Source organism: Pseudomonas sp. FG47 (assembly GCF_057809115.1).
Window position 1 is genome coordinate 23026 of sequence record NZ_JBMDJI010000016.1, and the last position, 26486, is coordinate 49511.

Genomic DNA, 26486 nt, shown 5'->3' on the forward strand with positions numbered 1-26486 from the left:
ATGCGGGCGCTTCTCGCCGCTGTCGCTTTACTGTGTTGCGGCGCCTTGGCCGAAGCCCAGCCGCGCGTGATCAGCCTGGCGCCGTCGATGACCGAGGTCATGCTCGAGCTTGCGGCCGGCGACCTGCTGGTCGGCGTGCTCGACGGCGGTGAACGACCGCAGGCACTGGCCAGCCTTCCCTCGGTCGGTCGCCATGGCCAGCTGGACATGGAGCGCCTGCTCAGCCTCAAGCCCGACCTGCTGCTGCTCTGGCCTGGAAGCGTGGCACCTGCGCAACGCGACCAGCTCAGACGCCTGGGCATTGCCACGTTCAGTGGCGAGCCCGGCGACCTGGACCAGTTGATCGAGCAGATCGAAGCCATCGCTCAGCGCATCGGACGTGACGCGCAAGGCCGCGCCTATGCCGCCAGCTTGCGCGAGCAGTTGCACAGGCTGCGTGAACACTACCGACGTGAAGTACCCCTGCGGGTGTTCTACCAAGTCTGGGACAAACCGCTGTACACCCTGGGTGGGCGTCAGGTGGTCAGTGACGCCTTGCGTGTCTGTGGGGCGCGCAATGTGTTCGATGACCTGACCCAGCCCGCACCGCAAGTCAGTGTGGAGTCGGTGCTGCTGCGCGATCCTGAGGTGATCCTGGCAGGAGATTCAGCGCAACTGGCCAGTTGGCGCAACTGGCCGCAGTTGAGCGCCGTGAAGGCTGAGCGCTTGCTGGTGGTGCCAGACAAGGGCCTGGAACGGCCCAGCGGGCAGATGATCGAGGCCACCGCCCGTCTGTGCGCGCTGCTCGAGGCTAGAGCGCCGGTGTCCAGGTGAGGCTCAGCAGCCAGGTGCGGCCTTCCTCGCGGTAGCCGTAGCTGTTGCTCTGGTAGCTGTAGAGCGTGCGGCTATAGCGCTTGTTCAGCAGGTTGTCGAGTTTCAGGTCGAGCTTCAATTCCCGGCTGGCTGCCCAGCCGCCACGCAGGCCCAGCAGGCCATAGCCGCCAATGGCGTCGTTGTTGGCCTCGTCGTTGTAGCTGCTGCTGACAGCCTGCCAGCTCGCACCGACGTTGAAGCGGTCGAATTGACGGTCCAGATCCAGGCTCAGGGTTCGCCGTGCACGACGGGACAGGGTATGGCCGGTTTCGCGGTCGCGCGGGTCGATCACTGCCAGGCCCAGTTGCGAGGTCCAACTGCCCCATTGCTGTTGCAGCGAAAGCTCCAGGCCGTTGATGCGAGCACTGTCGATGTTGCCAGGCCGACGGGCCTTGGCGTCGTAATTGATGGCGTCGCGCAGATCGGTGCGGTACAGGGAGGCTTCCAGGTGGCTACTGTCGGTCAGCTGGCTGCGCCATTGCAACTCATAGCTCTTCGAATGCTCCGGTTTGAGGTCTGGGTTGCCGTAGTCCGGAAAGTACAGATCGTTGAAAGTCGGTGCACGGAAGCCTTCGCTGTACGACAGCAGCAGGTCATTGCGCGTATCCAGCGGCACGCTCAGGCTACCGCTCCAGGTGGTTTGGCTGCCGAATTGCTGGTTGTCGTCGTGGCGTAGCCCAAGCTCACTGGAGAAGTGCTCGCCTTGGAAACGATGCTGGGCGAACACGGCGCGGTTCCAGCGGCTGTCCTCGTCGAATGTCTCGGTGCCGTGAAAACGGTCCTGATACCAGTCGCCGCCGAGCATCAGTTGATGTCGTTCGTTGAGCGTCAGTTCGTTCTGCCAGGTTGCCTGGTCGCGGTAGGTGTTATAGACGATGTGTTCGGTACTGAGCTTGTCACGCTTGTCATCGCGGTTTTCGCTGTGTCCCAGCTCCAGGCGGGAATGCCAGGCGTCGGTGAGCTGAGCGTCGAGCCAGGTGCCCAGGCTGCTGACGTTGAAGTCGGTATAAGGTTTTTGTGCAGAAAAAGCACCGGTCTTCAGGTCATAGCGGCCGTAGGGGCTGTCGTAGGCAGAGCGTCCATGGCTGTCGAGCAGGTTAAGGCCGGCTTCGAAGCGTTCGTTGAACGTATGGCTCAGGCTCAGGTTCAGCGAGCGGTTGCGATAGGTGTCATGGTCGCCGTCGCTGGCGTAAGAGGGGCCGGTCGCGTCGATACCGGCGGTCTCGTCCAGGCTGGCGCCCAGGTTGAAACGAGTCGCGCCATTGCCACCGGACAGCCCCAGGCTGCGTTGCCAGGTCTGGTTGCTGCCGGCGGCCAGGCGCAGGCGCGGTTGCAGGCCCAGGCCATCGCCACGGCGGGTGAAGATCTGGATAACCCCACCAATGGCGTCGCTGCCGTACATCGCCGAGCGCGAGCCGCGCAGCACCTCCACCCGCTCGATCTGGTCGACGTCGAGGAACTGCAGGCCGCTGTCGCCGGAGGTGGCGTTGGCGATGCGCACGCCGTCGACCAGTACCAGGGTCTGGGCCGCCTTGGTGCCGCGAATGAAGATGCCGGGCAGGCTGCCACGGCCACCGGTGGGGGCCACTTGTACGCCGGGGACGCGGGCCAGCAGGTCGGTAACGCCGCTTGGTTGCAGGCGGTCGATGTCGGCACGGGTGAACACCGTGTTGGCGGCGCTGGTGGCGGTGCGCGACTCGACCTGGCGACTGGCGCTGATCAGCACGTCGGGGAGCTTGAGGGCGTCATCGCGGGAGGGTTCGGCGGCCAGGGCGGCGGCGGGAAGGCAGAGCAGGGGGAGGGCGCGGATCTTCATGGGCAGTTCCATTGCAATCGCGGGGCAAGTCGCATCGGCGCACCGATGCGACTTGCCCCGCGATATGGCCTTACAGGCCGAGCTTGGCCATTCGGGCTTTGACGGAAGCTTCGATACCCGCGGCATCCAGTCCACATTCCGCCAGCATCTGCGCCGGCTTGGCATGCTCGACATAGATATCCGGCAGCCCCAGGTGCAGCAGCGGCTTGACCACCGCTTCGCGGGCGAGGAACTCGCCGACCGCTGCGCCGGCGCCACCCATGATGGCGTTCTCCTCGATGGTCACCAGCAGTTCATGATTGGCGGCCATCTCCAGCACCAGCGCCTCGTCCAGTGGCTTGACGAAACGCATGTCGACCACGCTGGCGTCGATCTGCTCGGCCACTTGCAGGGCTTCGGCCAGTTGCACGCCGAACACCAGCAGGGCGACCTTGCTGCCCTGGCGGCGCACCACGCCCTTGCCGATTTCCAGGGGCTCCAGGTCGCCGCTGATCGGCGCGTTGGGGCCAGTGCCGCGCGGGTAGCGCACTGCCGCCGGGCCCTTGTAGTGGTGGCCAGTGCTAAGCATCTTGCGCAGCTCGTTCTCGTCGCTCGGGGTCATCACCAGCATGCCGGGGATGCAGCGCAGGTACGACAGGTCGTAGGCCCCGGCGTGGGTCGGGCCGTCCTCGCCAACCAGGCCGGCGCGGTCGATGGCGAACAGCACGTCGAGATCCTGCACCGCCACATCGTGGATCAGTTGGTCATAGCCGCGCTGCAGGAAGGTGGAGTAGATCGCCACCACCGGCTTGGCGCCTTCGCAGGCCATGCCGGCGGCCAGGGTCACCGCGTGTTGCTCGGCAATGGCCACGTCGAAGTAGCGCTCGGGGTAGCGTTCGCTGAAGTCGATCAGGTCCGAGCCTTCCTTCATCGCCGGGGTGATGCCCACCAGGCGGTTGTCGGCGGCGGCCATGTCGCACAGCCATTGGCCGAACACCGAGGCGTACTTCGGCCCGCTGGGCTTTTTCGGCGCGACCGGCTTGTCGACCGGCTCCAGCTTGGTGATGGCGTGGTAGCCGATCGGGTCGATCTCGGCCGGGGCGAAGCCCTTGCCCTTCTTGGTCACCACGTGCAGGAACTGCGGGCCCTTGAGATCGCGCATGTTGCGCAGGGTGGCGATCAGGGTCGGCAGGTCGTGGCCGTCGATCGGGCCGATGTAGTTCCAGCCCAGTTCCTCGAACAGGGTGCCGGGAACCAGCATGCCCTTGGCGTATTCCTCGGTGCGGCGGGCGATTTCCCAGGCACCGGGCAGGCGCGACAGGACCTTCTTGCTGCCCTCGCGCATGCTGGCGTAGGTGCGGCTGGAGAGGATCTTGGCCAGGTAGTTGGACAGGCCGCCGACGTTGCGCGAAATCGACATGTCGTTGTCGTTGAGGATCACCAGCATGTCGGCGTCCACTTCCTGCGCGTGGTTCAACGCTTCGAAGGCCATGCCCGCGGTCAGTGCGCCGTCGCCGATCACCGCGATGGATTTGCGCGGGTCGTTTTGCAGGCGGGCGGCGATGGCCATGCCCAAGGCGGCGCTGATCGAGGTGCTGGAATGGCCGACGCCGAAGGTGTCGTACTCGCTCTCGCTGCGGCGCGGGAAGGCGGCGATGCCGTCCTTCTGGCGCAGGCTGAGCATGCGCTCACGGCGCCCGGTGAGGATCTTGTGCGGGTAGGCCTGGTGGCCGACGTCCCACACCAGTCGATCATCGGGGGTATCGAAGACGTAGTGCAGGGCGATCGTCAGCTCGATGACGCCCAGGCCAGCACCGAAATGCCCACCGGTCTGACCAACGGTATAGAGCAGTTCCTGGCGCAGCTCGTCGGCCAGGGTCTCCAGGTCGGCTTCGGCCAGCCGGCGCAGGCCGGCGGGCGTGTCGGCGCGGTCCAGCAACGGCGTGACCGGGCGTTCGCGGGGGATCTCTTGAAACGTCGTGGGCATCAGGCGTGTCGTTATAGGTGTGAAGACGCGGCAGTTTACCCCATTGTGGGAAAAGCTGCCCATTTGGACGGGGTGCGGAAAGCTCAATGCGACCCGGATCCTGTAGGAGCGGCCTTGTGTCGCGAAAGGGCTGCGTAGCGGCCCCAGGATTTCAGCCTTGACGCAAAGATTGCCGGGGCCGCTTTGCGGCCCTTTCGCGGCACGAGGCCGCTCCTACAGGGGGGCTCTCAGGCCTCAGTGGCGGCGCTCGACGATATAGCGGGCCAGGGCCCGCAGCGGCTCGGCGTTGTCGCCAAAGCCTTGCAGCGCCGCCAGGGCCTGGTCGCGCAGTTCAAGGGCATAGGCCTTGGCCGCGTCGAGGCCGAGCAAGGCCGGGTAGGTCGGCTTGTCGCGGGCGATGTCGGCGCCCTGGCGCTTGCCCAGCGTGGCGGTGTCGCTCTCGACGTCGAGAATGTCGTCCTGCACCTGGAAGGCCAGGCCTATGGCCTGTGCATAAGTCTGCAGGGCCTCGAGCTGGGCCTGGCTGGCGCGGGCGCTGGCCAGGGCGCCGAGGCGCACGCTGGCTTCGATCAGCGCGCCGGTCTTGTGCCGGTGCATGTACTCCAGGGCCTGCTGGTCGAGCTTGACCCCTACCGAACCCAGGTCAATGGCCTGGCCGCCGACCATGCCGGCGGGGCCGGCGGCCTTGGCCAGGGCCTGGACCATCTGCAGGCGGATGCCATCGGCCTGTGGGCTCAGTCGCGGGTCGAGCAGGGCGCTGAAGGCCAGGCTCTGCAAACCGTCACCGGCCAGAATCGCGCAGGCTTCGTCGAAGGCCTTGTGGGTGGTCGGCTGGCCGCGACGCAGGTCGTCGTCGTCCATCGCCGGCAGGTCGTCGTGCACCAGCGAGTAGGCGTGGATCAGCTCTACCGCGCAGGCCGCGCCGTTGGCCTGTGCGGCCGGGACGCCGAAGGCTTCGCAGGCGGCGTAGGCGAGCAGCGGGCGCACCCGCTTGCCGCCATTCATCACGCTGTAGCGCATGGCGGCGTAGAGCCGTTCGAGCTCTTTGGACGGGGCCTGGAACAACGGTTCGAGGGCGGCATCGACGCGGGCTTGGGCACTGGCCTGGTACGCGGCGATCATGCCTCTGGCTCCGCGTCGAAGGGCTGCGCGGCCAGCTCGCCGTCGCGCTCCAGCAGAATCTGCACCTTCTGCTCGGCCTGGGCCAGGGCGCCCTGGCAATCGCGGGTCAGGGCGATGCCTTGCTCGAAGGCGGCCAGCGACTCTTCCAGCGACAACTCGCCGTTCTCCAGGCGCTCGACCAGGGCTTGCAGGTCGGCGAGGGATTGTTCGAAATCGATGGAGGCTTTTTTGCGGGCCATGGCGACTGTCTCGGTGGTGTTCAGAACGGCGCGACACTAGCAGAGCGGGGCAGGGGGAGCAAATTAGCGGATGCCGTCATTCGTCTTATTTTGTTGCACTTATCCGGCTGCCGCCGTCTTGCATTCTGCGCAGCGCTCGGATTGTGGGGGGTAGAGCCCTCTGCCATAATCCGCGCGCTCTGGCCCGCGGGCCAGCCCTCCCCAACGTCATGTAATGGACTACGTTGTGAGCTTCCTCTCGATCGAATTCGGCCTGTGCTTCACGCTTTTCTTCGTTGTCTACTGGAGCCTGTGCTGGAGCGTGCGGCTGCAGAATGCCCTGCTGCTGGCGGCCAGCTATGGCCTGGTGGCCAGTTTCAGCCTGCAATCGCTGTACATCCTGCTTGGTTACAGCGTGCTGGTGTACTTGCTGGGGCTGCTGGCGGGGCGTTATCCGGGGCGCTGGTTCAGCCGTGCGCTGCTGCTGGCGCTGGTGCTGGGTTGCTTCTACCTGTTCAAGTACCAGGAATTTTTCGTCGGCGGGGTGCAGGGCGCCCTGGCGACGGCGGGGCTCGAGGTATCGTTGCCGCTGCTGGAAGTGCTGGTGCCGATCGGCCTGTCGTTCTATACCTTCCATTCGGTCAGCTACCTGGTGTCGATCAACCGCCGCGAACTGGCGCCGGCGGCGCCGCTGGACCTGGCCCTGTACCTGGCGTTCTTCCCCAGCCTGGTGGCCGGCCCGGTCAACCGCGCCCTGCACATGCTGGCGCAGATCCGCCCACCGGCCATGCGCCAGGTGCTGGAGCCGCAGCGGGCGCTGGGGTTGATCGCCATGGCGGTGGTCAAGCTGTTCTTCCTTAGTGCCTGGCTGGGCAGCGAGTGGGTCGACCCGGTGTTCGACACCCCGGGCAGCGCCACCCCCGAGCAGGTGTTGCTGAGCGTGTACGGCTACAGCTTCCTCATTTATTTCAACTTCAGCGGCTACACCAACCTGGTGACCGGCATCGCCTTGCTGCTGGGCTTTCGCCTGCCGGACAACTTCGATGCGCCCTATGCCGCGCACAACCTCAAGGAGTTCTGGGGGCGCTGGCATATCAGCCTGTCACGCTTCATCCGTGACTACGTGTATATCCCGCTGGGTGGCAACCGCAAGGGCGTGTGGCGCGGCAACCTGAACATGCTGCTGGCCATGCTGGTGTCGGGGCTGTGGCATGGCGCGAGTGTCAACTTCATCATCTGGGGCGCGTTGCATGGCGTCGGCCTGGCTCTCTCCAAGCTGTTCAGCCAATGGCTGCCGGGTTTTGCCCGGGTGCCGGGGGCCGGTTTGCTGGCGCGCCTGATGACCTTCCACTACGTGGCCTTCGCCTGGATCTTCTTCCGCAGCCCGACGCTGGACGGCGCTGTCGAGATGCTTGGCGACATCGCCGAGCTGAGCCTGGCCGGGTTGAACAGCGCCACTGGCCTGATGCTGTTGGCCTGCGTGCTGTTCGTGGCCAGTTATCCACAGTGGCTGGCGCTGCTGCGCGGCAGTGGCGCGGCGTTCCAGCGCTTGCCCTGGCAGTTGTATCCGATTCCGCTCGGGGTTGGCGTGTCGTTGGTGATTTTCGCTTCGCAGTCGGGCGTGCCGGGGTTCATCTATGCAAGCTTCTGATAGCAAACAGCTGTTCCAGGTGCAGGTGGGCGCGGCCCGCGCGTTGTATGCGCTGGTGGTGACCACGGCGTTACTGTTCTGGCTGAACCAGGACTCGATCAAGCTGTACTGCCAGCAGAAATACCATCAGGGCTGCGAGATCCCGTTGCTTGGCCAGGCGCCGGCCTGGCGCTTCGGCGCACAGTTGACCCTGGCGTTGGAACAGCAGCGCGACAGCCTGCTCGAGCGCCTGCAGCCGGCAGCGCAACTGGCCCAGGCGCCCGTGGTACTGCCTGAGCCGATGCCGGTGCTGGCGGTCAACCTGGAAACCCCGGCGGTACTGGCCAAGCCGCTGGCGGCCACAGCCCAACCGGTGCATCAGGCGCCCGCCGCGCAGCCGCTGCCGGTTCCGGCAGCGGTGACGCAATCGGTGCCGGCCGCCCCGGCGCCGGCACTGCTGCAGCCTGGTACCGTCGCGGCCCTGGCTGCGGGCGACGAAGTGTTCCTGGTGGGTGATTCGCTGATGCAGGGCGTCGCCCCGCACCTGGCCAACAGCCTGCGCAAGCGCTACCAGATCCGCACCGTCAACCTCAGCAAGCAAAGTACCGGGCTTGCTTATCCGGGCTTCTTCAACTGGCCGAGGACCGTGGCCGAAACCCTCGACCACGCGCCGAATATCCGCCTGATGGTGGTGTTCCTCGGCCCCAACGATCCCTGGGACATGCCCCAGGGCAAGGGCAAGCCGTTCCTGCGCTTCAAGTCGCCGGAATGGGAAGCGGCCTACCGTGCCCGCATCGACGCGATCCTCGAACAGGCCCGCAGGCACGATGTGCAGGTGCTCTGGGTTGGCCCGCCGAACATGGAGAAGGCGCGGCTTTCCAGCGCCATGGGCTATCTCAGTGGCCTTTACCAGGAGCAGACCGCGCTGTATGGCCAGCACTATGTGTCGGCCAACCCGATCCTCGGCTATACCGACGACGGCTTCTCGTATACCACCCAGACGCCGCAAGGCAAGCGGGTCAAGGTGCGGGTCGATGACGGCATCCATTTCACCATCACCGGGCAGAAGCTGATCGCCGAACAGGTATTGTCGCTGATCAGCTTCCCTGGCCTGACCGTTACAGGACATTAAGATGCGCCAATGGCATCACCTGCTGGGCCTGGCCCTGCTGATCAGCGCCGTGCCCGGTTGCAGCACCGGCGCCAACAGTGTGGTCACCCAGCCCACGGCGCGGCCCGTCGCCGCGCCGGCCATGGGCCAGGACGGCAATATCGCGCTGCTGGCCGGCAAGTTGCGCAATGCCAGCCGCGCGCCTGTCGCCATCGTTCAGCTGGGCGATTCGCACACTGCCGCCGACCTGTTCAGCGGTGAGTTGCGTCGCCTGTTGCAAGCGCGCTATGGCGATGGCGGCATTGGCCTGGTGCCGGCCTCGCCCGTACCGGGGATTCGCAACGACCGGGTGATCATCAAGAGCCAGCCGCGCCAGTGGCAACTGGTGTCGGCGCGCAACCAGCAGAGCCAGCAGTTTCCGCTAGGCGGCTACCTGTCGTTGCCGCAGGCCAGCCGTGCCAGCGTGCAGCTGCAGGCACGCGATGAGGATCGCCAGCGCTACAAGATCTCGGCGCTTTACCAAGCCAGCGGCAATGCCACCTTGCTGGCCGATGGCGGCCAGCGCCGCATGCTGCCGGCGAGCAATGGCCAATGGCGCTTCAGCCCGGCTTTCACCAGCGTCGGCTTACCGGTGCAATTGAGCGTGGAAGGGGGACGCGGTGTCGCCCTTGGCGGCTGGTACCTCCAAGGCCAGAAGAATGCCGGGGTGATCTATTCGACGCTGGGCATCAACGGCGCGCGTTTGGAGGTGGTGGACAAGTGGCAGGCCGGTTGGCGCGACAGCCTCAAGGGAGTGCGCCCGGACTTGGTGATCCTTGCCTATGGCACCAACGAGGCGTTCGACGACAAACTCGACCTGGCGCTGTACCAGGCGCAGCTGGATGCGACCCTCAGCGGGCTGCGCAAGGATTTGCCACGTGCGGCGATCCTGCTGGTCGGTCCGCCGGACTCGATCAAGCAGCGCAAGGCGCGCAGCTGCGCGGCCCGCCAACCGCAACCGTTGGCGGCGGTGATCCGGGTGCAGAAGCAGATGGCGCACAAGCACAGGGCGTTGTTCTGGGATTGGCAGGCCTTCATGGGCGGGCCCTGCGCGATTGCCGGCTGGCAGGCCAGCGGGCTGGCGCGGCCGGACCTGGTGCACTTGACGGCCGATGGCTATCGCAAGAGTGCGGCGGGGTTGTATGAGTTCTTGAAAGGGCCGCTGGGCTTGCGTTGACCGTCGCAGGAGCCGGCAAGGCCGGCGCCTACGGGCCTGGGGTCGGGTCAGGCCGGCTCGGCCTCGAGCTCGACCATCGCTTCGCGATAGCGCGCCAGTTCCTCGATGGTCAGCACCGGCAGGTTGTACTGGCGGGCATACACCGCCACCTGCTCGCCGCGGGCCATGCTGCCGTCGGGGTTCATCAGTTCGCACAGCACCGCCGCCGGGCGCAGGCCAGCCAGGCGCGCCAGATCGACCGAGCCTTCGGTGTGGCCGCGACGAGTCAGCACGCCGCCATCACGGGCACGCAGCGGGAACACGTGGCCAGGGCTGACGATGTGGCGCTCTTGCGCGGTGGAGCGCAGCGCGGCCTCGATGGTGGTGATGCGGTCCTGGGCCGACACGCCGGTGCTGACGCCTTGCGCCGCCTCGATGGTGACGGTGAAGCCGGTGCCGTGGCGGGCCTGGTTGTTTTGCACCATCGGTGCCAATTCCAGGGCGTCGACGGTGGCTTCGTCGAGGCACAGGCAGACGATGCCGCTGCAGTCGCGGATCATCATGGCCATGGTTTGCAGCGAGAGGTTTTCGGCGGCGGCGACGATGTCGGCTTCGTCCTCGCGGTCATCATCGTCGAGCAGCAGCACGGGACGCCCGGCCTGGTAGGCGGCGATGGCGGCGGCGACGTTGGGGAATTGCTTGTGCAGTGGGGTGGACATGAAACGCTCCTCGTGAATGATCGATGAACGTCTCGGGGCGAACAAAATGCGCGCGCAGAGGCGCCTTGTTGGCCCCTGCCTGACGCCTTCTTTCATCCGGACTATGACCGTCGGCCCTGGAATCTCACCAGGTCTGCTGACCCCCGGCATGGCCGGGGCGCTCGCGGGCTCATCTTTCGATTTACCGCCGGTGGGGACTTTCACCCCGCCCTGAAGACCCGGCAAGCATACAACACAGTGGCTGGATGCTGGCAACCCCCTACGACTTTGGTCGATGCCAGGCTGGCCCGAGTAACGCCGTAGGAGCCGGCCTTGCCGGCGAACACCGCCACCAGCAAGGCAGGCGCTCAGGGCCTGATAAATACCTGCCGCCCCTCGTGGCGCACTTGCACCCCGTAGGTCTGCGCCAGCATCGCCAATGCCAGCGCCAGGTCATCCAGCGGATAGGTGCCGGACACCGCCAGGTCAGCCAGCGAAGGATCGCACGCCAGGGCCTGGTCGGTGTGGCGCAGCAGTTCCTGTATCCATTGCCACAACGGCATGTCCTGGGCCAGCAGCAGGCCATTGCGCCAGGCCAGTTGGCCATCGCTGGCCGGCGCTGGCGAGCTGACCTGCGTCTGGCTGAAGCGCACTTGTTGGCCGGCATGGACGATGGTCGATGCCGGCCCTTGCACCTGCACGGCGCCCTCGTAGACCGCCAGCAAGGTTTCCTGCGCAAGCTGGCGCACGCTGAAGCGGGTACCCAGCGCCTGCATGAGCCCTTGTTCGGTACGGACCCTGAGAGGGCGAGGATCTGGCGCGGTGACGATGTAGACCTCGCCCTGTTCCAGGTGCAGCAGGCGCTGCTCGGCATCGAAGCGCAACGCCAGGGTGGTGGCGCTGTTGAGCGACACCTGGCTGCCATCGGCCAGCGCCACCTCGCGGCGCTCGCCTACGCCGGTCTGGTAGTCGGCGTGGTAGGCGCCGCGTCGCGACAGCCACCAGCCCAGCGGCGTGACCACGAGCAACAGCGCCAGGCCGCGCAGCACCGCGCGGCGGCTGTTGCCGGTCGGGCGCTCCAGGGTTTGCCTGGCGAGGGTAGGGGGCAGGCTGCCGAGGCGAGTCAGCAGACGCTGCGCGCGCTTCCAGGCGCGTTCATGCTGGGGGTCGCTGTTGCGCCAGTGCGCGAGCTCAAGGCGCTGGGCCGGGGTCAGCGGCCCTTCCTGCAGCAACAGCAACCATGCGGCGGCTTGGGCAAGCACCGCCTGGTCAATAGGCTGGTTATTCATCGGGCATCTGGCTCAGGCAGGCGAGGTAACCCTCGTGGATGTATTTCTTCACGGTGGGCAGGGCGATGTTCAGGGCCTGGGCGATGTCCTTCTGCTTCATGCCATCCAGGGTCGCCAGCAGAAATGCCTGGCGCACGCGTGGACGCAGGGTGTCGAGCACGGCGTCGATCTCGTGCAGGGTTTCAAGGATGACGCTCTGCAGTTCCGGCGACGGATGGGCGGCAGGCGGCAGCGCTGCCAGCGTCTCGAGCCAGGCCTGCTCCAGGGAATGGCGACGGCGCCAACTGATCAGCACGCACTTGGCGATGCGCGTGAGATACGCCCGTGGCTGGCGGATAGCCTCGGGTTGGACGGCTTCGCGGCTGGCCAGCACCCGCAGGAAGATGTCGTGGGCCAGGTCGTCGGCCACCCCGTGCCCCCATGAGCGCAGGCGATAGGCCAACCAGTTGCGCAGCCAGGCGTGGTTCTCGATGTACAGCGTGGTCACGGCGCAGCGAGGGGGTGTTTCAAGGATGGTCATGGGCGGTTGGGTCGGCAGGATCAGGTCGCAAATGAAAACCATTATCAACGGTTTTGCGTAGATCACAAGTTGATGTGAAAATACGAATCGATTGCATATACCTTTTTCGATCTCGAGCGACAGAGGCAATGACAGCCCGCCGCGAGTGCCGGGCGCCAACTCTACGAGCGAGAGAAGCATGCCTGCATCCCATCGGCTTTCCCCTGTTTCGCGCCCCTTGTCGCGTTTGTCCCCGCTGCGCCTGGCCGTGCATTGCACGCTGGTCGGCTGTCTGATCGGCGCTGCCGTCGACCTGGCCCAGGCTGCCAGCTCGGTGCCCGGCGCGGCCACTCGGCTGGATGACGCCACGCTGCGCGACTACGACATCGCCCAAGGTGGGCTGGGCACCTCACTGGGGTTATTTGCCAACCAGTCCGGGCTGTTGCTGTCCTACGATTCCGAGCTTACCCGTGGGCGCAGCGCGCCCGCGCTCAAGGGGCGCTACACGGTGCTCGAGGCGGCGCGGCTGCTGCTGGCGAACACTGGCCTGCAGTTGTTGCCCAGTACGCGCGGTGCCTACATCCTGGCCCCGCAGGGCAAGGCTTCCACCGCGACCGAGCTGTCGGCCACCGTGGTCGGCGCTGCCGTGTTGGACGATCCGCAGCGTGACACCTACCGGGCGCCGCGCTCCACCGTGCACCTCACCCGCGCGGACCTCGACCGTTTCGCCACGGTCTCGGTGGGCGACATGCTCAAGGGCGTGGCCGGGGTCCAGGTGGGCGACAGCCGCAACGGTGGTGCGCTGGACGTGAACATTCGCGGCATCCAGGGCCAGAGCCGGGTGGCGGTGCGGGTCGATGGCTCCGAGCAGGCGGTGGATGTCTACCGCGGCTATGGCGGTACCCAGCAGCGCAGCTATATCGACCCTGACCTGCTCAGCAGCGTGACCGTGAACAAGGGGCCCAGCACCCGTTCCGGGGCGATCGGCGGCTCGGTGGAGATGAAGACCCTGGGTGTCGACGACATCCTGGTGGATGGCAACAGCGTGGGCGTGCGCCTGACCGGCAACCTGTGGAACAACGGTGTCGAACCGGCCCACCGCAGCCGCCATTCCAAGGACGAGGACCTGAGCAGCGTGCCGCGCGACAGCCGCGCGGGCCTGTTCGGTTCGCAGGCCGAGGCGGGCAGTGCCGCCTTCGCCTACAGTAATGAGCGCTTCGACCTGGTGGCCGCCTATGCGCAGCGTAACCAGGGCAATTATTTTTCTGGCAAGAAAGGCCAGGAGCGCTATCGCCTGTACGACCGTTGGGGCTATGAGCAACCCAGCGTGGCCAACACCTACAACGCCGGCGAAGAGGTGCTCAACTCCTCGTCGCAAACCGACTCCTACCTGTTCAAGACCACCTGGCGCCTGGCCGACGCGCACACTCTGGACCTGGGCTACCGTCGCTTCGACGGCCACATGGGCGAGATCATGCCGTCGGATATCTTCCGCTACGCAACCGCCGGGATCTACCAGTACCCCACGAGCGAGGTGCGGCTCGATGCCTACACCGCCCGTTATCACTACCTGCCCGAGGGTAACCCGCTGGTGGACCTGACCAGCACCCTGTGGCTGACCGACACCCAGACCAGCACCCTGACCGCGGCCTGGATGGCGCCCAAGTCGCAGCTGTTTCGCACCGACCGCGGCTGGACCCGGCAGGACAACCGCCGCATCGGTGGTGACCTGAACAACGTGTCGCGCTTCAGTACCGCCCACGGCGACTTCAAGCTCGACCTTGGCGGCGCCTTCCAGCTCGAAGACTTGCAGCCGCAGAAAAGCGTGCTGACCACCCAGCACGACATCAACGCCAACCGCATGCTGCGGGATGCTTCGCGCCAGGAGTTCAGTGTCAACGGCAACCTGGAGTACCAGCCCATCGAGCAGGTGACCCTGTGGGGCGGCGGGCGCTATGCCCACTATCGGACCAAGGACAACACGGTGCTTGCCGAGGCCCGGCGCGAGGACCGCAAGCTGCGCTGGATCACTGCCAGCAGCCCGGGAAACTGGGGCAGCATGACCTGGTTCCCGGATCAGAACGGGCAATACACCGACGCCACCGACCCGCGCCTGAACAATGGCATCGTCTTCGCCAACAGCAACGAGCCGTTCAACGGCGTGCCGTTCAACGAGGCTGGCGCGACCAACGTGACGGTGCATCCGGAAAGCACCAGCAGTGTGGTCACCGGCTACGACTACACGCCCCAGGGCAAGAGCAGCGGCGCTGGCTTCTCGCCGGCGTTCGGCATCAATGTCGAGTTCCTGCCCGACACGTTCGTGTACGCCTCCTATACCCAGGGCCTGCGCCTGCCATCGCTGTTCGAAACCAGCCAGGGCACCCAGCAGGTTACTCCGGGCAAGCACCTCAAGCCCGAGCGTTCACGCAGTTGGGAGTTCGGGGTCAGCGCCTTGCGCGACAACCTGTTGCGCACGGGTGACGAGGCGTCGATCAAGCTGGCGTACTTCGACAACCAGATCAAGCACTACATCACCCGCTACTACGACCCCAGCCCCGGCCGGTGGGGGCAGATGACCTTCAGCAACACCGACAGCTTCAGCACCCGTGGCCTGGAGTTGCAGTCGCACTATGACGCCAGGCGGGTGTTCGCCGACCTGTCGGCCACCTACTACCTGAAAACCGAAACCTGCGACGCGGCATTCGCCAGCACGCTGCGCAGCACCGCCAATAGTTACCAGCGTACCCAGGACACCCCCGACTGCACCTCGGGCAGCTACATGGGCTCGTACACCAACACGCAGAACCCACCGCGTTTCTCGGCCAACCTCGTCAGCGGCCTGCGCTTTTTCGACGAGGCGTTGACCGTTGGCGGGCGCATGACCTACACCTCAGGCCCGACCGCGCAGATGGACAAGCCCTGGCAGACCGGCGCCACCACCCCGCAGATCGATTACCGCTCGGTGGCGTTGTTCGATCTGTTCGCCCGCTACAAGCTGCTGGAACACACCGAACTGAATGTATCGGTGCAGAACCTGACCGATCGCTACTACCTGGATCCCTTGGCTCAGAGCTTCATGCCCGCGCCGGGGCGCACCTGGCGGGTGGGGATGCAGACGCGGTTCTAGTGCGGCGTTGCGCAATCCACACGGGGTTGACGCTAGTGGGGCGACGACAACCTTGACAGGCCCCGAGGCTGCAATGGCATCGGGGCCAGCGCGCTGCATGATTGCCTGATGCCCTACGAGGGGGAACGAAAGCACCCGTATGAGTGTGGGATTCTTCCTATCAAGTTTCGACGTGCATCGGCATAGAGTTTTCCTCCGCAAGGTTCAGAACCTAATCGAGGTGCTCTATGACGCTTATCCATGTCGATGCACTCTGCGCGCTTGCTGATCCCTATCGCGCCGATGCGCGCGCCGACCATCTATTCGATGCGGCGATGCGCGAAATTACTGCCTTTCACCAGCAACACACGCCGGGCTATGCGAACTGGCTACGTCAGCAGCATTGCGATCCCGCCGCCCTGGATATGCACAGTTGGGGGCAGTTGCCACCGATATTCGCCAACTACCTGAAGAAGCGCCTGCTGTTCAGCGAGTCCGGGCGCGATGCCCTGGAGCTGACGTCTTCGGGGACCACAGGGCAAAAAAGCCGGATGCGCTACGATGCGCGCAGCATGGGGGCTGCCCAGGGCATGGTCGACAGGATATTCCAGCGTTACGGCTGGGATACGCCGCAGACGCCCTGCAACTACCTGCTCTTGGGGTATGAGCCCAGCGAGCATCGCACGCTCGGAACGGCTTTTACCGATAATTTCCTGTGCAAGTACGCACCAGTCAAACAGTCGTTCCATGCCCTGCGCCACAACGGCAGGGGCACAGAGTTCGACCCCTTTGGCGTGATCAGCGCGCTGCAACGTTTTGCCGAGGACGGCGCGCCGCTGCGTATTCTGGGCTTTCCGGCATTCATGTGGTTCGTGCTCGAGCGCATGCGTGAAATGAAGTTGCCTGCGTTGTCGTTCGACACGCGCTCGCTGGTGCTGTTTGGCGGTGGCTGGAAAACCCATGCCGACCAGCAAGTGCCCAAGGCGCGGCTGTATGCCCGCGTGGCCGAGCAGCTCGGCATCCCCCTGCCACGTTGCCGGGACGGTTATGGCGCTGTCGAACATTGCGTGCCGTATGTCGAGTGCGCACACCACCATCTGCATGTCCCGACCTATGCCAGGGCGTTCACCCGCGACCCGCGCAGCTTTGCCTTGCAGGAGCATGGGCTGCCGGGGCTGCTCCAGTTCGTTTCTCCCTACATCACCTCGAGCCCGGCCCACAGCATCGTGATGAGCGACCTGGCCGTGCTGCATCGCGCCAGCGAGTGCGGATGCGGCCTTGCCACCGACTGGTTCGAGATTCTCGGACGGGCGGGCACGGGTAAAAGCCGCAGTTGCGCAATGGCCGCTTCCGAACTGATAAAGGACGCCTGATATGTACCTCATTCACGGACAACACCGCGCCGAGCTGAGCTTGGACCAGGCACTGCAACAGCTGACCGATGGGTTGGCTGGCACGCTACGCCAGCCTTGTAACGTAGAGGTCGTAATGGCCTGCGCCGAGCGCTTCGCGGGGAAACTGCTGGCCGACGATTTTCTGACCGAACTCGATAGCGCCGCCCGTGCTGAAGTTCGCGCGTTCTGTCAGCCTGGCGCGTTACGTGGCAAGTTGCAGGGTGAACTCGGGAACCAGCCGTTTTCCCTGCGGCGTATCGACTACCGGAGCGCTCGCTTCGAGAGCTGGCGGCCATTGGGCGTCGTTCTGCACATTACCCCGGCCAATGCACCGCTCCTGCCGTTTTTTGCCATCCTCGAAAGCCTGCTGGTGGGCAATATCAATTGGTTACGGCCCAGCGAGCGCGAACGGGGTTTGAATACCCGGCTGCTACAGGCATTCCTCGCTTGTGACGAGTCGGGCGAGCTTGCCCGGCATGTCGCCGTGCTGCCTGTGGCCAAAGATGAGCTACCGCGCTTGATGGCGCATGCCGATGGCGTGTCGGCATGGGGCTCGAGCGAGACGCTGAAGGCCATTCGCGATCAACTCCCCGACGGTTGTCGCTGGATACCCTGGGGGCACAAGATCAGCTTTGCCTGGCTGGTGCCGGACGCCTTGGACAGCGCGGCGTTGGAGGCCCTGGTCGATGAGGTTTGCCGCCTGGATCAACAGGCCTGTTCCAGCCCACAAGTGGTGTTCGTCGATAGCGAGGACCCGGCCACCCTGCATGCCATCGGCGAGCAGTTGGCCGCGACGCTGCAACGGCGCCAGGGCCGCTGGCCTGCCTTGCGCCCCAACTTGCAGGAGGCCGCGCAGATCACCACCACCCTGGCTTTGGCCGAACTAGGCCAGGCCTTTGCCCAGACCGCAGGGCAGATCTGGAGAGGCGAGGGCTGGCAAATCATTCTTGAACACAGGATGGCCATCGAGCCCTCGCCGTTGTTCCGTACCCTACTGTTGCGACCACTGCCGCGCGATGCCGTGGTTGAGACCTTGCGCCCTTGGCGTACGCGTCTGCAAACCTGTGGATTGGTCTGCGGCGCAGCGGAGGTAGCGCCGCTGAGCCAGTTGCTGCTGGTTGCCGGTGTCGATCGAGTGACATCCGTGCAACAGATGCATGGCGGCTACGGCGGCGAACCTCACGATGGGGTCTACGCCCTGAGCATGCTGTCCCGGCGGGTCGGCGTGAGCCTGGAAGAAGGCTGTCTGCCTGGACGGGCGAGCCTCGATCCACCAGGTGGACAGCCGGCGGGTCTGAGCCAGTCGCCGGTCATGGATAGAAACGCGTTTGTGCAGGGGGCGAGCACCGACAGCGCCCAATTGTTTTTCCGCTCCGGGGGGACCACCGGCACGCCCAAGCTTGTGGGCTATTCCTACCGTGACTTCCATCGACAAATGCAAGCTGCGGCTGACGGCCTGTTCGCTGCTGGCTTGGATCCGGCCAAGGACAGCGTGCTGAACCTGATGTATGGCGGCAACCTCTACGGGGGGTTGCTCAGTTTCTTCACGGTCCTCGACAAGCTGGGTGCCAGGCAATACCCCATGGCTGGTCCGCAAAGTGATGACTACAGCGAAATCGCGCGTTTCATCGTCAGTCAGGGTATCGACACACTGGTCGGCATGCCGACCACCGTGCATCAGTTGTTCTACCGTGAGGCGCCTACCCTGCGGGCCTATGGTGGTATTCGCAAGATACTGCTGGGTGGCGAGCATATTGGCGAGCCTCAGCGTGCCTATCTGCAGAGTTTTGGTGTACAGAGCATTCGCTCGGTGCTCTACGGCTCTGTCGATGCCGGGCCGCTGGGGCACGCGTGCGCCGCCAGCCCTGATGGCGTGTTCCATCTGATGAGCGATATCCAGTGCATGGAGATCGTGGCCCTTGAGTGCGATGAACCGGTTGCCCAGGGGCAGGTTGGACGTTTGTTGATCACCTCCAAGGCCCGCGAGGGACAGCGCGTGATTCGCTATGAGATTGGCGATACCGGGCGCTGGGTTGACGCTCCCTGCGCCTGTGGCTCGCCACAGCCAAGGTTTGAATTGTTAGGGCGTCATGGCGGGTTGGTGCGTATCGGATCCTTGTTCCTCCAGCCGCAACAGTTGGCCACCTTGGCCGAGGCACCGATGCAGTTGCATCTGGAGCACAACCTCAGCAACGGTCTGGAACGCATTCGTATGTACGTCGACGCGCGGCCCGAGGCGGTCAGGGCCAAGCTTTGCGCCGACACCGAGCTGCACAAAGCATTGGAGCTGGGATTGTTGGAGCTTGAGGTGTATCAGCTGGCCCAAGGTCAATTCGAGCGCCATTCGCAATCGGGCAAGACCCCCCTGGTCATCGACAAGCGCCGCTAGCCACAGGCACGCAGAAGGATGTTAAGCATGCATCATCATTGCTACGCTCCCCTGGAGTTAACACGGCTGGTTGACCATGTCCGTGCGCATTCACCTTACTACGCCCGCCTCTGGCGAGACGTCCCGCAAACAGGATGGACGCTCGCCGACCTGCCCCTGGTCGATCTTCGCCACTATTGGGCAACGGCGACCTTCCTGGAGGATTGGTCGGTTTTGACCGGTCCGGTCACCGATGCGATCGTCTACAAAACCGGAGGGACGACCGGCGGCGCCAAGTATTCGCTGTTCACGCAGGCCGAGTGGCAGCAGTTTGTCAGCACCTTCGGGCAGAGCCTTGGTGGTTGGTTCGAACCGGGGGATCGGGTGGCCAACCTGTTTTTCGCCGGCGATCTTTATGCCAGCTTCTTGTTCATCCAGGGCGCGTTGGGGCATGTGCCGGTGCCTTTGTGCGTGTTTCCCTTTACCGGTACGGTCGACTCACAGGCGTTGACCGTGCAACTTGAGCAACACCACATCAATGTACTGGCCGGGGTTCCGGGAAAACTGTTGCAGTACGCGGCGGTGCTTGAGCAGCAGGGCGTGCAATTGCCGCAAATCAAGACGGTGCTGTATGGCGGCGAAAGTGTCTTCGTCGAGCAGCTTCAGCTGTTCAAGGCAATATTTCCCAATGCGCGGGTGGTCTCGATCGGCTGTGCCAGCGTGGATGCTGGCCTGATCGGCGCCAGCGCACCGGATTGCCAGCCTGGAGAGCATCGAGCCTTCGAGCCCGAAACCATCGTCGAGATCCTCGACGAGGATTCCGGGGCGCCGGTCATCGAGCAGCATCGCCCGGGTCTGTTGGTGGTGACCAACCTGACGCGCAGGTTGATGCCGATCATACGCTACCCAGTTGGCGACCTGGCCGAGTGGACGGAGGCACCCGGGACTCCGGGGCGGAGGTTCAGGTTGATGGGCCGCAGCAGCTTGGGTAATCGGCTACGGGTAGGCTATGCCACCTTGTTCCCGGATGAGCTGGCGGTGACCATCCAGGCACGCCTGGGCAATTGCCGGTGGCAGCTGATCCTCGATCAGGAAAACGGTGTCGACGATATCGTGCTCAGGGTCGCTCATGCGCGTGACCCGGCGGCGGCCAGCGAGTTGCTACAAGCGATCATTGGCAAGGATCCGGCAGTGGCGGATTTGATCGCGCAAGGTGCCCTGGATATCGCCGTCGATTGGTGCCAACCAGCGGAACTGCAGACCCATCAGCGTACTGGAAAACTGCAGCGAGTCGTTGACCGGCGCAATTACCGTGCCCCTGCTGGACGGTCGCGATCATGATCGTCGTGCGGGGGTTCGAGGCCCGGGATGCGAAGCCGATCAGTGGGTTGTTCACCCGGGTTTACGAGGAACGATACTTCTATCCGCAGATCTACTTGCCGTCGGTCATTCGCCACTACAACCGTACCCAGCAATGGCAGTCCGTGGTGGCGCTGCACGAGGAGCGTCTTGTCGGACATGCCCTGTTGTGGCGTTCACCCGAGGATGCCAGTTGCGCCGAGTTGGCGATGATCGTGGTCGATCCGCAGTTCAGGGGGCGGGGCATCGCGGGCCGAATGAGTCGCTACCTGTGTGACCACGCCCGGCGCCAGGGCATGTCGGTACTGACGATCAAGATGGTAGCCAGCCATTTATGGACACAACGGTTGGGCATGTCGCTGGGCTTTCAGGTGACCGGGCTGCTACTTGACTACGTTGCGTCGGGGTTGTGCCCGCGCTCCCGGGAAAGCGCCATTCTCGGGGTGCTGCCGTTGCAGCCCCAGCCCATACCGCTCTTGTATGCCGATGGTGGCCAGCCTGAGTGGCTCTGTGCGTTGCTCGAGCGCTTCGGTACGGTTGCTCCATGCCGAAGCCGTCATTCTGAGGAGCCCGCGAGGATCTCCATCCAGGATAATCGCCTGGACCTCATCCTCGACCATCCTACGGGGGCCGATGCCCTCGAGATCATACGCCTGTCGACCCGTCGTGTGATGCACCTGCGGCTATTGATCGATGCCAACCTGGCCAGTGTTTTTCCCGTGCTGCACCGGGCCGGATTCGTTGACACCGGGCTTGCGTTGGGCGGGAACAGGCAGTGGTATTGGTTGTTGCAACGCGGATTCTCCGACCATCTGTTGCACCTGCACTGCCCGACTGCACGGGACTTGCATAGTGGTACACGTAAAGACATGGCGCTGGCGCAGCATTATTGAGCGCAATGCAACGTAGTGGCGGGAATTAAAAAGCCGGCTTGTGGCCGGCTTCTTGGGGACGGTCTTGGTTTATTTTTGATAAACCGCAATCGCCTTAAACGGTTGGCAACATGGCCTGGAAAAGATGGCTAACGGCTGTGTCGGACGTTGCCAGGCCCTCTGGGATGCGGCTTGCATCCGCTTGGGCGGTATGTGCGGGGTAGCATACTAGGGCCAGTTGGCGATGCCCAGCAAAAAATGGTGCGAGTTGCTTCAGCCAGGACGCGCCATACGCAGGCATGACCACCAGAACACCCAGCCGAGGATGTCCAGGCCCTGAACTCGGCGCTGGTAAGTGGTGTAGCGTTCATTGGGATGATTGAGTCGGTCATGACTATGCAGGCACAGGGTGCCATTGTGGCCCAGGCTGAGGTAATGCACCCGTAACCTGCCATTGTGCAGCAAGGCATAGCACTCGCCGTCGACCACGTGGGTGACGCTACGGTCGATGGCCAACAGGCTACCCCGAGGGAGCAACGGCGCCATGTTGTTGGCCGGCATGCTCATGCAGATTGCGGCCTGGAGGGGAACCTGCAAGGCGTCCATGGCCCGGCGCGGGATGGCCTGGCAATGCCCGGGCAGCGCTTGTAGCGTGTTGTTCTGGATGCGGTGGAACGGCAGGCTGACGTGCTCCGTGTCTTGCGCCAGCAAGGGCGATAGCGAGTCGCCGGAAGGCACGGGGGGGAGAACGGCGGCTAGGGGGGCAGGGTGCTTCGAGCCCTCGCCGCTGCGCAGCCAACGCCTGTTCACGCAGAACAGATCGGCGAGCTCGTCCAGGCGTGACAGGGGAACCCCGCGCTTGAACCAGTTGTTGACATGCTGGGGCGTAACGTTGCGTTGGGCAGCGAAATCCGAAGGGGTCAGGTTGCACTCCAGCAGGAGGGCTTTGAGGCGGTCACCGGAAGTGTTCATTGGGCGAGTCTATCGGCCCGTGATTTGTGTGGGTATCAACAGGATGTAGATACGTCTTGTAGGCAACAGTGTTTTTTGTGGGTGGTGGGCTAAGGAGTGCGTGGGAAAAGTTCTCGCTGTAGGTGCCTGGTGCTGAGGCGCGCGCTCGCTTCTTTTCCTGTTTCCATAAAAAACCCCGCCGAAGCGGGGTTTTTTGGTGTCTGGTATCAGCCCTTGTAGGCCGCGACCGACTTGGTGATCGCGGCGCGGGCGGCGTCGGCGCCTTCCCAGCCTTCGATCTTGACCCACTTGCCCTTCTCCAGATCCTTGTAGTTCGCGAAGAAGTGCTCGATCTGCTGGATCAGCAACGCTGGCAGATCGGTGTATTCCTTCACGTCAACGTACAGTTGCGACAGCTTGTCGTGAGGAACCGCGATGACCTTGGCGTCGCCGCCGCCGTCGTCGGTCATGTTCAGCACGCCAACCGGACGGGCGCGGATGACCGAGCCTGGAGCGACCGGGTACGGGGTCACGACCAGCACGTCCAGCGGATCACCGTCGTCGGCCAGGGTGTTGGGGATGAAGCCGTAGTTGGCCGGGTAGAACATCGGGGTGGCCATGAAGCGGTCGACGAACAGGGTGTCGCTGTCCTTGTCGATCTCGTATTTGATCGGCGCGTGGTTGGCCGGGATCTCGATAGCGACGTAGATGTCGTTCGGCAGGTCTTTGCCAGCCGGAATCTTGCTGTAGCTCATTGGGCAATGCCCCCGTGTTTGATCAAAAAAGTGGCGGCGATTATAGGCACATTCCCACGCTGCATGCCACGCTCGGCCTGATGTGCGGGCGCTTCAGGCGTGGCTTTGACGGTAATCCGGATGCTCGGCTTGCAGGCGGCTCAGACGGGCCAGCGGGTCCTGGCGGTAGAACAATGCCAGTTGCTGGTACACCTTGGGGTAGGCCTGCTTTAGCAGGTCGGGGCCGCTGAAGAAGTATTCGCTGGTAACCGCGAAGAACTCCGCCGGATTTTCCGCGGCGTAGGGGTCGATGGCCGTTTCGGCGTCGGGGTCGGCATCGAGTTGGCGGTTCAGGTCGTCGTAGGCCTGCTGCATGGCGCTGGCCCAATCCTCGACACGCATGCCGCTGTGCAGCGGCGGCAGGCCGTTGGCGTCGCCGTTGAGCATGTCGAGCTTGTGTGCCAGTTCGTGGATCACCAGGTTGTAGGCTTCCCAACCACCGCTGGCCAGCACCCCAGGCCAGGCCAGGATCACCGGGCCTTGTTGCCAGGCTTCACCGCTGTGCTCGGCATCCCACACGTGTTCCACGCCGCTGGCGTCGCGGTGGCGCTGGGGGCTGACGAAATCGTCGGGGTAGAGGATCAGCTCATGAAAGCCCTGGTACCAGTTGAGCGCGCCCAGGTGCAGCAGCGGCAACTGGGCCTGGGCGGCGAGGAACAGGCGCTGTTCGTCGTCCAGCTCGACCCCGGGTAGGGTGGTCAGGTGCTTGTCGTGCAGGAACAGCACGCTGGCTTCACGCAGCCAGCGGTCTTCCTCGGCGCTGATGCCGTCGAGCAGGGGCAGGCGATCGCGGATCACCTGCCACAGGGCCGCGTCAACCGGGTAGCGGGCCAGGGTGCGCCGGCGGCGCCAGGCGCTGAACGACCACATGCCGAGGTCAGTGGGCTTTGGCCGCGCGGCCGAAACGGCCGCGCAACAGGCCGAGAATCATCGGCACCAGCGACAGCAGGATGATGCCCACCACCATCAGCGACAGGTGTTGCTTGATGAACGGCACATTGCCGAAGAAGTAGCCCAGGGTCACCAGGCCACCGACCCACAGCAGCGAGCCGGCCACGCTGAAGGCGAGAAAGCGTGGGTAGTGCATGTGCGCGATGCCTGCGACGAACGGCGCGAAGGTGCGCAGGATCGGCAGGAAGCGCGCCAGTGTGACGGTCTTGCCGCCGTGGCGTTCATAGAACTCGTGAGTGCGCTGCAGGTAATCCTTGCGGAAAATCTTCGAGTTGGGGTTGCGGAACAGGCGTTCGCCCGCAGTGCGTCCGATCACGTAATTGGTGCTGTCGCCGAGAATGGCGGCGACCATCAGCAGGCCGGCCAGCAGCCCCGGGTCCATCCCACCACCGGCGGCCACGGCGCCAGCGATGAACAGCAGCGAGTCACCCGGCAGGAACGGCATGACCACCAGGCCGGTTTCGCAGAAGATCACGGCGAAGAGGATGGCGTAGATCCACGGACCGTAATTGTTGACCAGCAGGTCGAGGTAGGCATCGAGATGCAGGATAAGGTCCAGCGGGTTGAAATCCATGTACAGCACCTGTGTTCTTGACCCGCGTCTACGGGCGCGCAATGACGGACAGCGCCATGGGCTAAGGAAGATTTACCGGCAAGGGGTAATTATTCGCACATGACAGGAGCAAGGATTATACGGCGAAGTGACGAAGATGCCTGGACAGTTTGTAGCGGCGGGTTACGACAGGGTAATTGGGCTTTCAGAGGGGACGTCTCGGTGTGGGAGCGGCCTTGTGTCGCGATGGGGCGCTCGGTTGCCTCCAGCATTTCGACATCATGCAAAAATGTCGGGGCCGCTGTGCGGCCCTTCGCGACACAAGGCCGCTCCTACAGAGAGCTGCCTGGCATCACTCCTGGCTGATCGGCAGGATGTAGTTCTCGAACTCGGTGTCCTTGCGAAAGCCCATGGACTCATAGGTCTTGCGCGCCACCTCGTTGTCGCTGCTGGTGGATACGCGCATGCGCACGGCGTTGGATTCCTTGGCCATCTTCTTGGCTTCGCGCATCAGGTGGTCGGCCACCAGCATGCGCCGGGAGTCTTCGGCCACATAGATGTCGTTGAGGATCCACACACGCTTGAGCGACAGCGACGAGAAGCTCGGGTAGAGCTGGCAGAAGCCCATCAGGCGGTCATCGCCATCATCCGGCAGGGCCAGGTAGATGATCGATTCCTTGCGCTTGAGGCGTTTCTCGAGGAAGGCTCGCGAACTGTCCGGGTAAGGCAGTTGCCCATAGAACTCGCGGTATTTCACGAACAGTGGGGTGAGCAGGTCAAGGTGGTCCAAGGTTGCCTGGATGATGCGCATGGGCGGGCCTCTGAGTCCATTGGGGATACGGCGGATTGCCAGCAGCGTCCTCTGGCATGCTGCCTAAAGCAGGCTAGAAGCGCAATCCGCCTTCCGTGACATGTTTTTTACTCCTCGCCGAGTAGGAAGTTTCCGGTTCTGCCAAGAGAGCCTTCGCTGTCGATGCTATGGACCTCGGCTTCGTCCTTCAAATTCACCCCGGACAGCTGGCGCCGACAGGCTTCGCGCATCAGGTACAGCAAGCGATGCGCGGCCATGCCGTAGCTCAGGCCCTCGAGGCGCACGTTGGAGATGCAGTTGCGGTAGGCGTCGGTCAGGCCGACCTTGGGCGCGTAGGTGAAGTACAGGCCGAGGCTGTCCGGTGAGCTGAGCCCGGGGCGTTCGCCGATCAGCATCACGGTCATGCGCGCGCCGAGCAGTTCGCCTACCTCGTCGGCCACCGCCACCCGGCCTTGCTCCACCAGCACCACCGGGGCGCTGGTCCAGCCGTCGGCGGCGGCCTGCTCCTCGAAGCGGGTCAGAAACGGCAGGGTGTGACGGTGCACGGCCAGCGCCGAAAGGCCATCGGCGACGACGATCGCCAGGTCGACCCCGCCGGGGTTGGCCTGGGCGTGTTCGCGCAGGCACTGGGCCGACTCCTCGTGCAGGCGCCGGCCCAGGTCCGGGCGTTGCAGGTACTGGTGGCGGTCGCTGGCGGCGCTGTGCAGCAGCAGGCTGTCGCGCCCGCGGTCGCTGAGCTGCTGGCGCAGGCCGGCATGGTCGAAGGGCAGGTGCACGGCATCGCGGGCCTGGGCGTGGGCGTACTGGAAGTCCAGTTGGGCGCCGGTGGGCAGGCTGATGCCGGTGCGGCCCAGGGCTATGCGCGCGGGGGTCAGGTTGCGCAAGGCCAGCCAGGGGTTGTCCGGGGTCGGGGTGTGCTGTGCCATGGTCA

General features: G+C 64.5%; 22 protein-coding genes and 1 riboswitch. Of the genes, 9 read left to right on the plus strand and 13 right to left on the minus strand.

All coding sequences use genetic code 11. From position 1 onward, the window contains the following. Window positions 1-813 (plus strand): cobalamin-binding protein, encoded by an 813-nt coding sequence (locus tag ACODS5_RS13980; protein WP_489108955.1) that lies wholly within the window; start codon window positions 1-3, stop codon window positions 811-813. Here the strand turns inward: ACODS5_RS13980 and ACODS5_RS13985 are convergent. The 4 genes from ACODS5_RS13985 to ACODS5_RS14000 all read right to left on the minus strand — a co-directional run bounded on the left by ACODS5_RS13985 (window position 791) and on the right by ACODS5_RS14000 (window position 5995). Beyond that, window positions 791-2680 (minus strand): TonB-dependent receptor domain-containing protein, encoded by a 1890-nt coding sequence (locus ACODS5_RS13985; RefSeq protein WP_489108956.1) that lies wholly within the window; start codon window positions 2678-2680, stop codon window positions 791-793. The genes ACODS5_RS13980 and ACODS5_RS13985 overlap by 23 nt on opposite strands. Window positions 2681-2738: 58 nt before the next feature. Further along, window positions 2739-4634, minus strand: a complete 1896-nt coding sequence (gene dxs / locus ACODS5_RS13990) for a 1-deoxy-D-xylulose-5-phosphate synthase (RefSeq protein ID WP_489108957.1) — start codon at window positions 4632-4634, stop codon at window positions 2739-2741. A gap of 234 nt (window positions 4635-4868) precedes the next feature. After that, on the minus strand, window positions 4869-5756 hold the full coding sequence (gene ispA / locus ACODS5_RS13995; protein WP_134692736.1) for a (2E,6E)-farnesyl diphosphate synthase: 888 nt from the start codon (window positions 5754-5756) through the stop codon (window positions 4869-4871). Beyond that, window positions 5753-5995 (minus strand): exodeoxyribonuclease VII small subunit, encoded by a 243-nt coding sequence (locus ACODS5_RS14000; RefSeq protein ID WP_011531978.1) that lies wholly within the window; start codon window positions 5993-5995, stop codon window positions 5753-5755. The genes ispA and ACODS5_RS14000 overlap by 4 nt, the downstream gene beginning before the upstream one ends. A gap of 226 nt (window positions 5996-6221) precedes the next feature. Here ACODS5_RS14000 and ACODS5_RS14005 point away from each other — a divergent pair, with 226 nt between their 5' ends. Genes ACODS5_RS14005 through ACODS5_RS14015 form a run of 3 tightly spaced genes read left to right on the plus strand, consistent with a single transcriptional unit; the run spans window position 6222 to window position 9931 of the window. Continuing rightward, window positions 6222-7625 (plus strand): MBOAT family O-acyltransferase, encoded by a 1404-nt coding sequence (locus ACODS5_RS14005; protein WP_489108958.1) that lies wholly within the window; start codon window positions 6222-6224, stop codon window positions 7623-7625. After that, the gene (locus tag ACODS5_RS14010) at window positions 7612-8736 is read left to right on the plus strand and encodes an SGNH/GDSL hydrolase family protein (RefSeq protein WP_489108959.1); all 1125 of its coding nucleotides are present in this window, start codon (window positions 7612-7614) and stop codon (window positions 8734-8736) included. Before ACODS5_RS14005 ends, ACODS5_RS14010 begins: the two co-directional genes overlap by 14 nt. Window position 8737: 1 nt before the next feature. After that, a complete protein-coding gene (locus ACODS5_RS14015; RefSeq protein ID WP_489108960.1) occupies window positions 8738-9931 on the plus strand; it encodes an SGNH/GDSL hydrolase family protein in 1194 nt (397 codons plus the stop codon). 47 nt (window positions 9932-9978) lie between these two features. Here ACODS5_RS14015 and ribB read toward each other — a convergent pair whose 3' ends face one another. From ribB to ACODS5_RS14030, 3 genes are all read right to left on the minus strand, one after another. Then, window positions 9979-10629 (minus strand): 3,4-dihydroxy-2-butanone-4-phosphate synthase, encoded by a 651-nt coding sequence (gene ribB, locus ACODS5_RS14020; RefSeq protein ID WP_134692732.1) that lies wholly within the window; start codon window positions 10627-10629, stop codon window positions 9979-9981. 80 nt (window positions 10630-10709) lie between these two features. Then, window positions 10710-10851: riboswitch (FMN riboswitch) on the minus strand. A gap of 125 nt (window positions 10852-10976) precedes the next feature. Next, a complete protein-coding gene (locus ACODS5_RS14025) occupies window positions 10977-11897 on the minus strand; it encodes a FecR family protein (RefSeq protein WP_134692731.1) in 921 nt (306 codons plus the stop codon). Continuing rightward, complete coding sequence (locus ACODS5_RS14030) at window positions 11890-12417, minus strand: sigma-70 family RNA polymerase sigma factor (RefSeq protein WP_489108984.1); 528 nt, start codon at window positions 12415-12417, stop codon at window positions 11890-11892. Before ACODS5_RS14030 ends, ACODS5_RS14025 begins: the two co-directional genes overlap by 8 nt. 178 nt (window positions 12418-12595) lie before the next feature. On the opposite strand from ACODS5_RS14030, the gene ACODS5_RS14035 reads away from it, so the two are divergent. The 5 genes from ACODS5_RS14035 to ACODS5_RS14055 all read left to right on the plus strand — a co-directional run bounded on the left by ACODS5_RS14035 (window position 12596) and on the right by ACODS5_RS14055 (window position 21516). Next, a complete protein-coding gene (locus ACODS5_RS14035) occupies window positions 12596-15523 on the plus strand; it encodes a TonB-dependent receptor (protein WP_489108961.1) in 2928 nt (975 codons plus the stop codon). 227 nt (window positions 15524-15750) lie between these two features. Then, window positions 15751-16875: a LuxE/PaaK family acyltransferase gene (locus tag ACODS5_RS14040; RefSeq protein ID WP_134692729.1), complete on the plus strand. Its 1125-nt coding sequence runs from the start codon at window positions 15751-15753 to the stop codon at window positions 16873-16875. A gap of 1 nt (window position 16876) precedes the next feature. Continuing rightward, window positions 16877-19285, plus strand: a complete 2409-nt coding sequence (locus ACODS5_RS14045; RefSeq protein ID WP_489108962.1) for an aldehyde dehydrogenase family protein — start codon at window positions 16877-16879, stop codon at window positions 19283-19285. A 27-nt stretch (window positions 19286-19312) separates the two neighbouring features. Beyond that, a complete protein-coding gene (locus ACODS5_RS14050) occupies window positions 19313-20605 on the plus strand; it encodes a phenylacetate--CoA ligase family protein (RefSeq protein ID WP_489108963.1) in 1293 nt (430 codons plus the stop codon). Beyond that, the gene (locus ACODS5_RS14055; RefSeq protein ID WP_489108964.1) at window positions 20602-21516 is read left to right on the plus strand and encodes a GNAT family N-acetyltransferase; all 915 of its coding nucleotides are present in this window, start codon (window positions 20602-20604) and stop codon (window positions 21514-21516) included. Before ACODS5_RS14050 ends, ACODS5_RS14055 begins: the two co-directional genes overlap by 4 nt. A 252-nt stretch (window positions 21517-21768) precedes the next feature. Here the strand turns inward: ACODS5_RS14055 and ACODS5_RS14060 are convergent, their stop codons facing one another. From ACODS5_RS14060 to eutC, 6 genes are all read right to left on the minus strand, one after another. After that, window positions 21769-22467: a LexA family transcriptional regulator gene (locus tag ACODS5_RS14060; RefSeq protein WP_134692725.1), complete on the minus strand. Its 699-nt coding sequence runs from the start codon at window positions 22465-22467 to the stop codon at window positions 21769-21771. Window positions 22468-22673: 206 nt separating this feature from the next. Further along, the gene (gene ppa / locus ACODS5_RS14065) at window positions 22674-23201 is read right to left on the minus strand and encodes an inorganic diphosphatase (protein ID WP_003255365.1); all 528 of its coding nucleotides are present in this window, start codon (window positions 23199-23201) and stop codon (window positions 22674-22676) included. Window positions 23202-23294: 93 nt separating this feature from the next. After that, window positions 23295-24110: a M90 family metallopeptidase gene (locus tag ACODS5_RS14070; RefSeq protein ID WP_489108965.1), complete on the minus strand. Its 816-nt coding sequence runs from the start codon at window positions 24108-24110 to the stop codon at window positions 23295-23297. Window positions 24111-24117: 7 nt separating this feature from the next. Beyond that, the gene (locus ACODS5_RS14075; RefSeq protein WP_134692723.1) at window positions 24118-24765 is read right to left on the minus strand and encodes a DedA family protein; all 648 of its coding nucleotides are present in this window, start codon (window positions 24763-24765) and stop codon (window positions 24118-24120) included. 331 nt (window positions 24766-25096) lie between these two features. Further along, a complete protein-coding gene (locus ACODS5_RS14080) occupies window positions 25097-25555 on the minus strand; it encodes a GNAT family N-acetyltransferase (RefSeq protein WP_134692722.1) in 459 nt (152 codons plus the stop codon). A 107-nt stretch (window positions 25556-25662) separates the two neighbouring features. After that, a complete protein-coding gene (gene eutC, locus ACODS5_RS14085) occupies window positions 25663-26481 on the minus strand; it encodes an ethanolamine ammonia-lyase subunit EutC (protein WP_134692721.1) in 819 nt (272 codons plus the stop codon). Window positions 26482-26486: the final 5 nt, after the last annotated feature.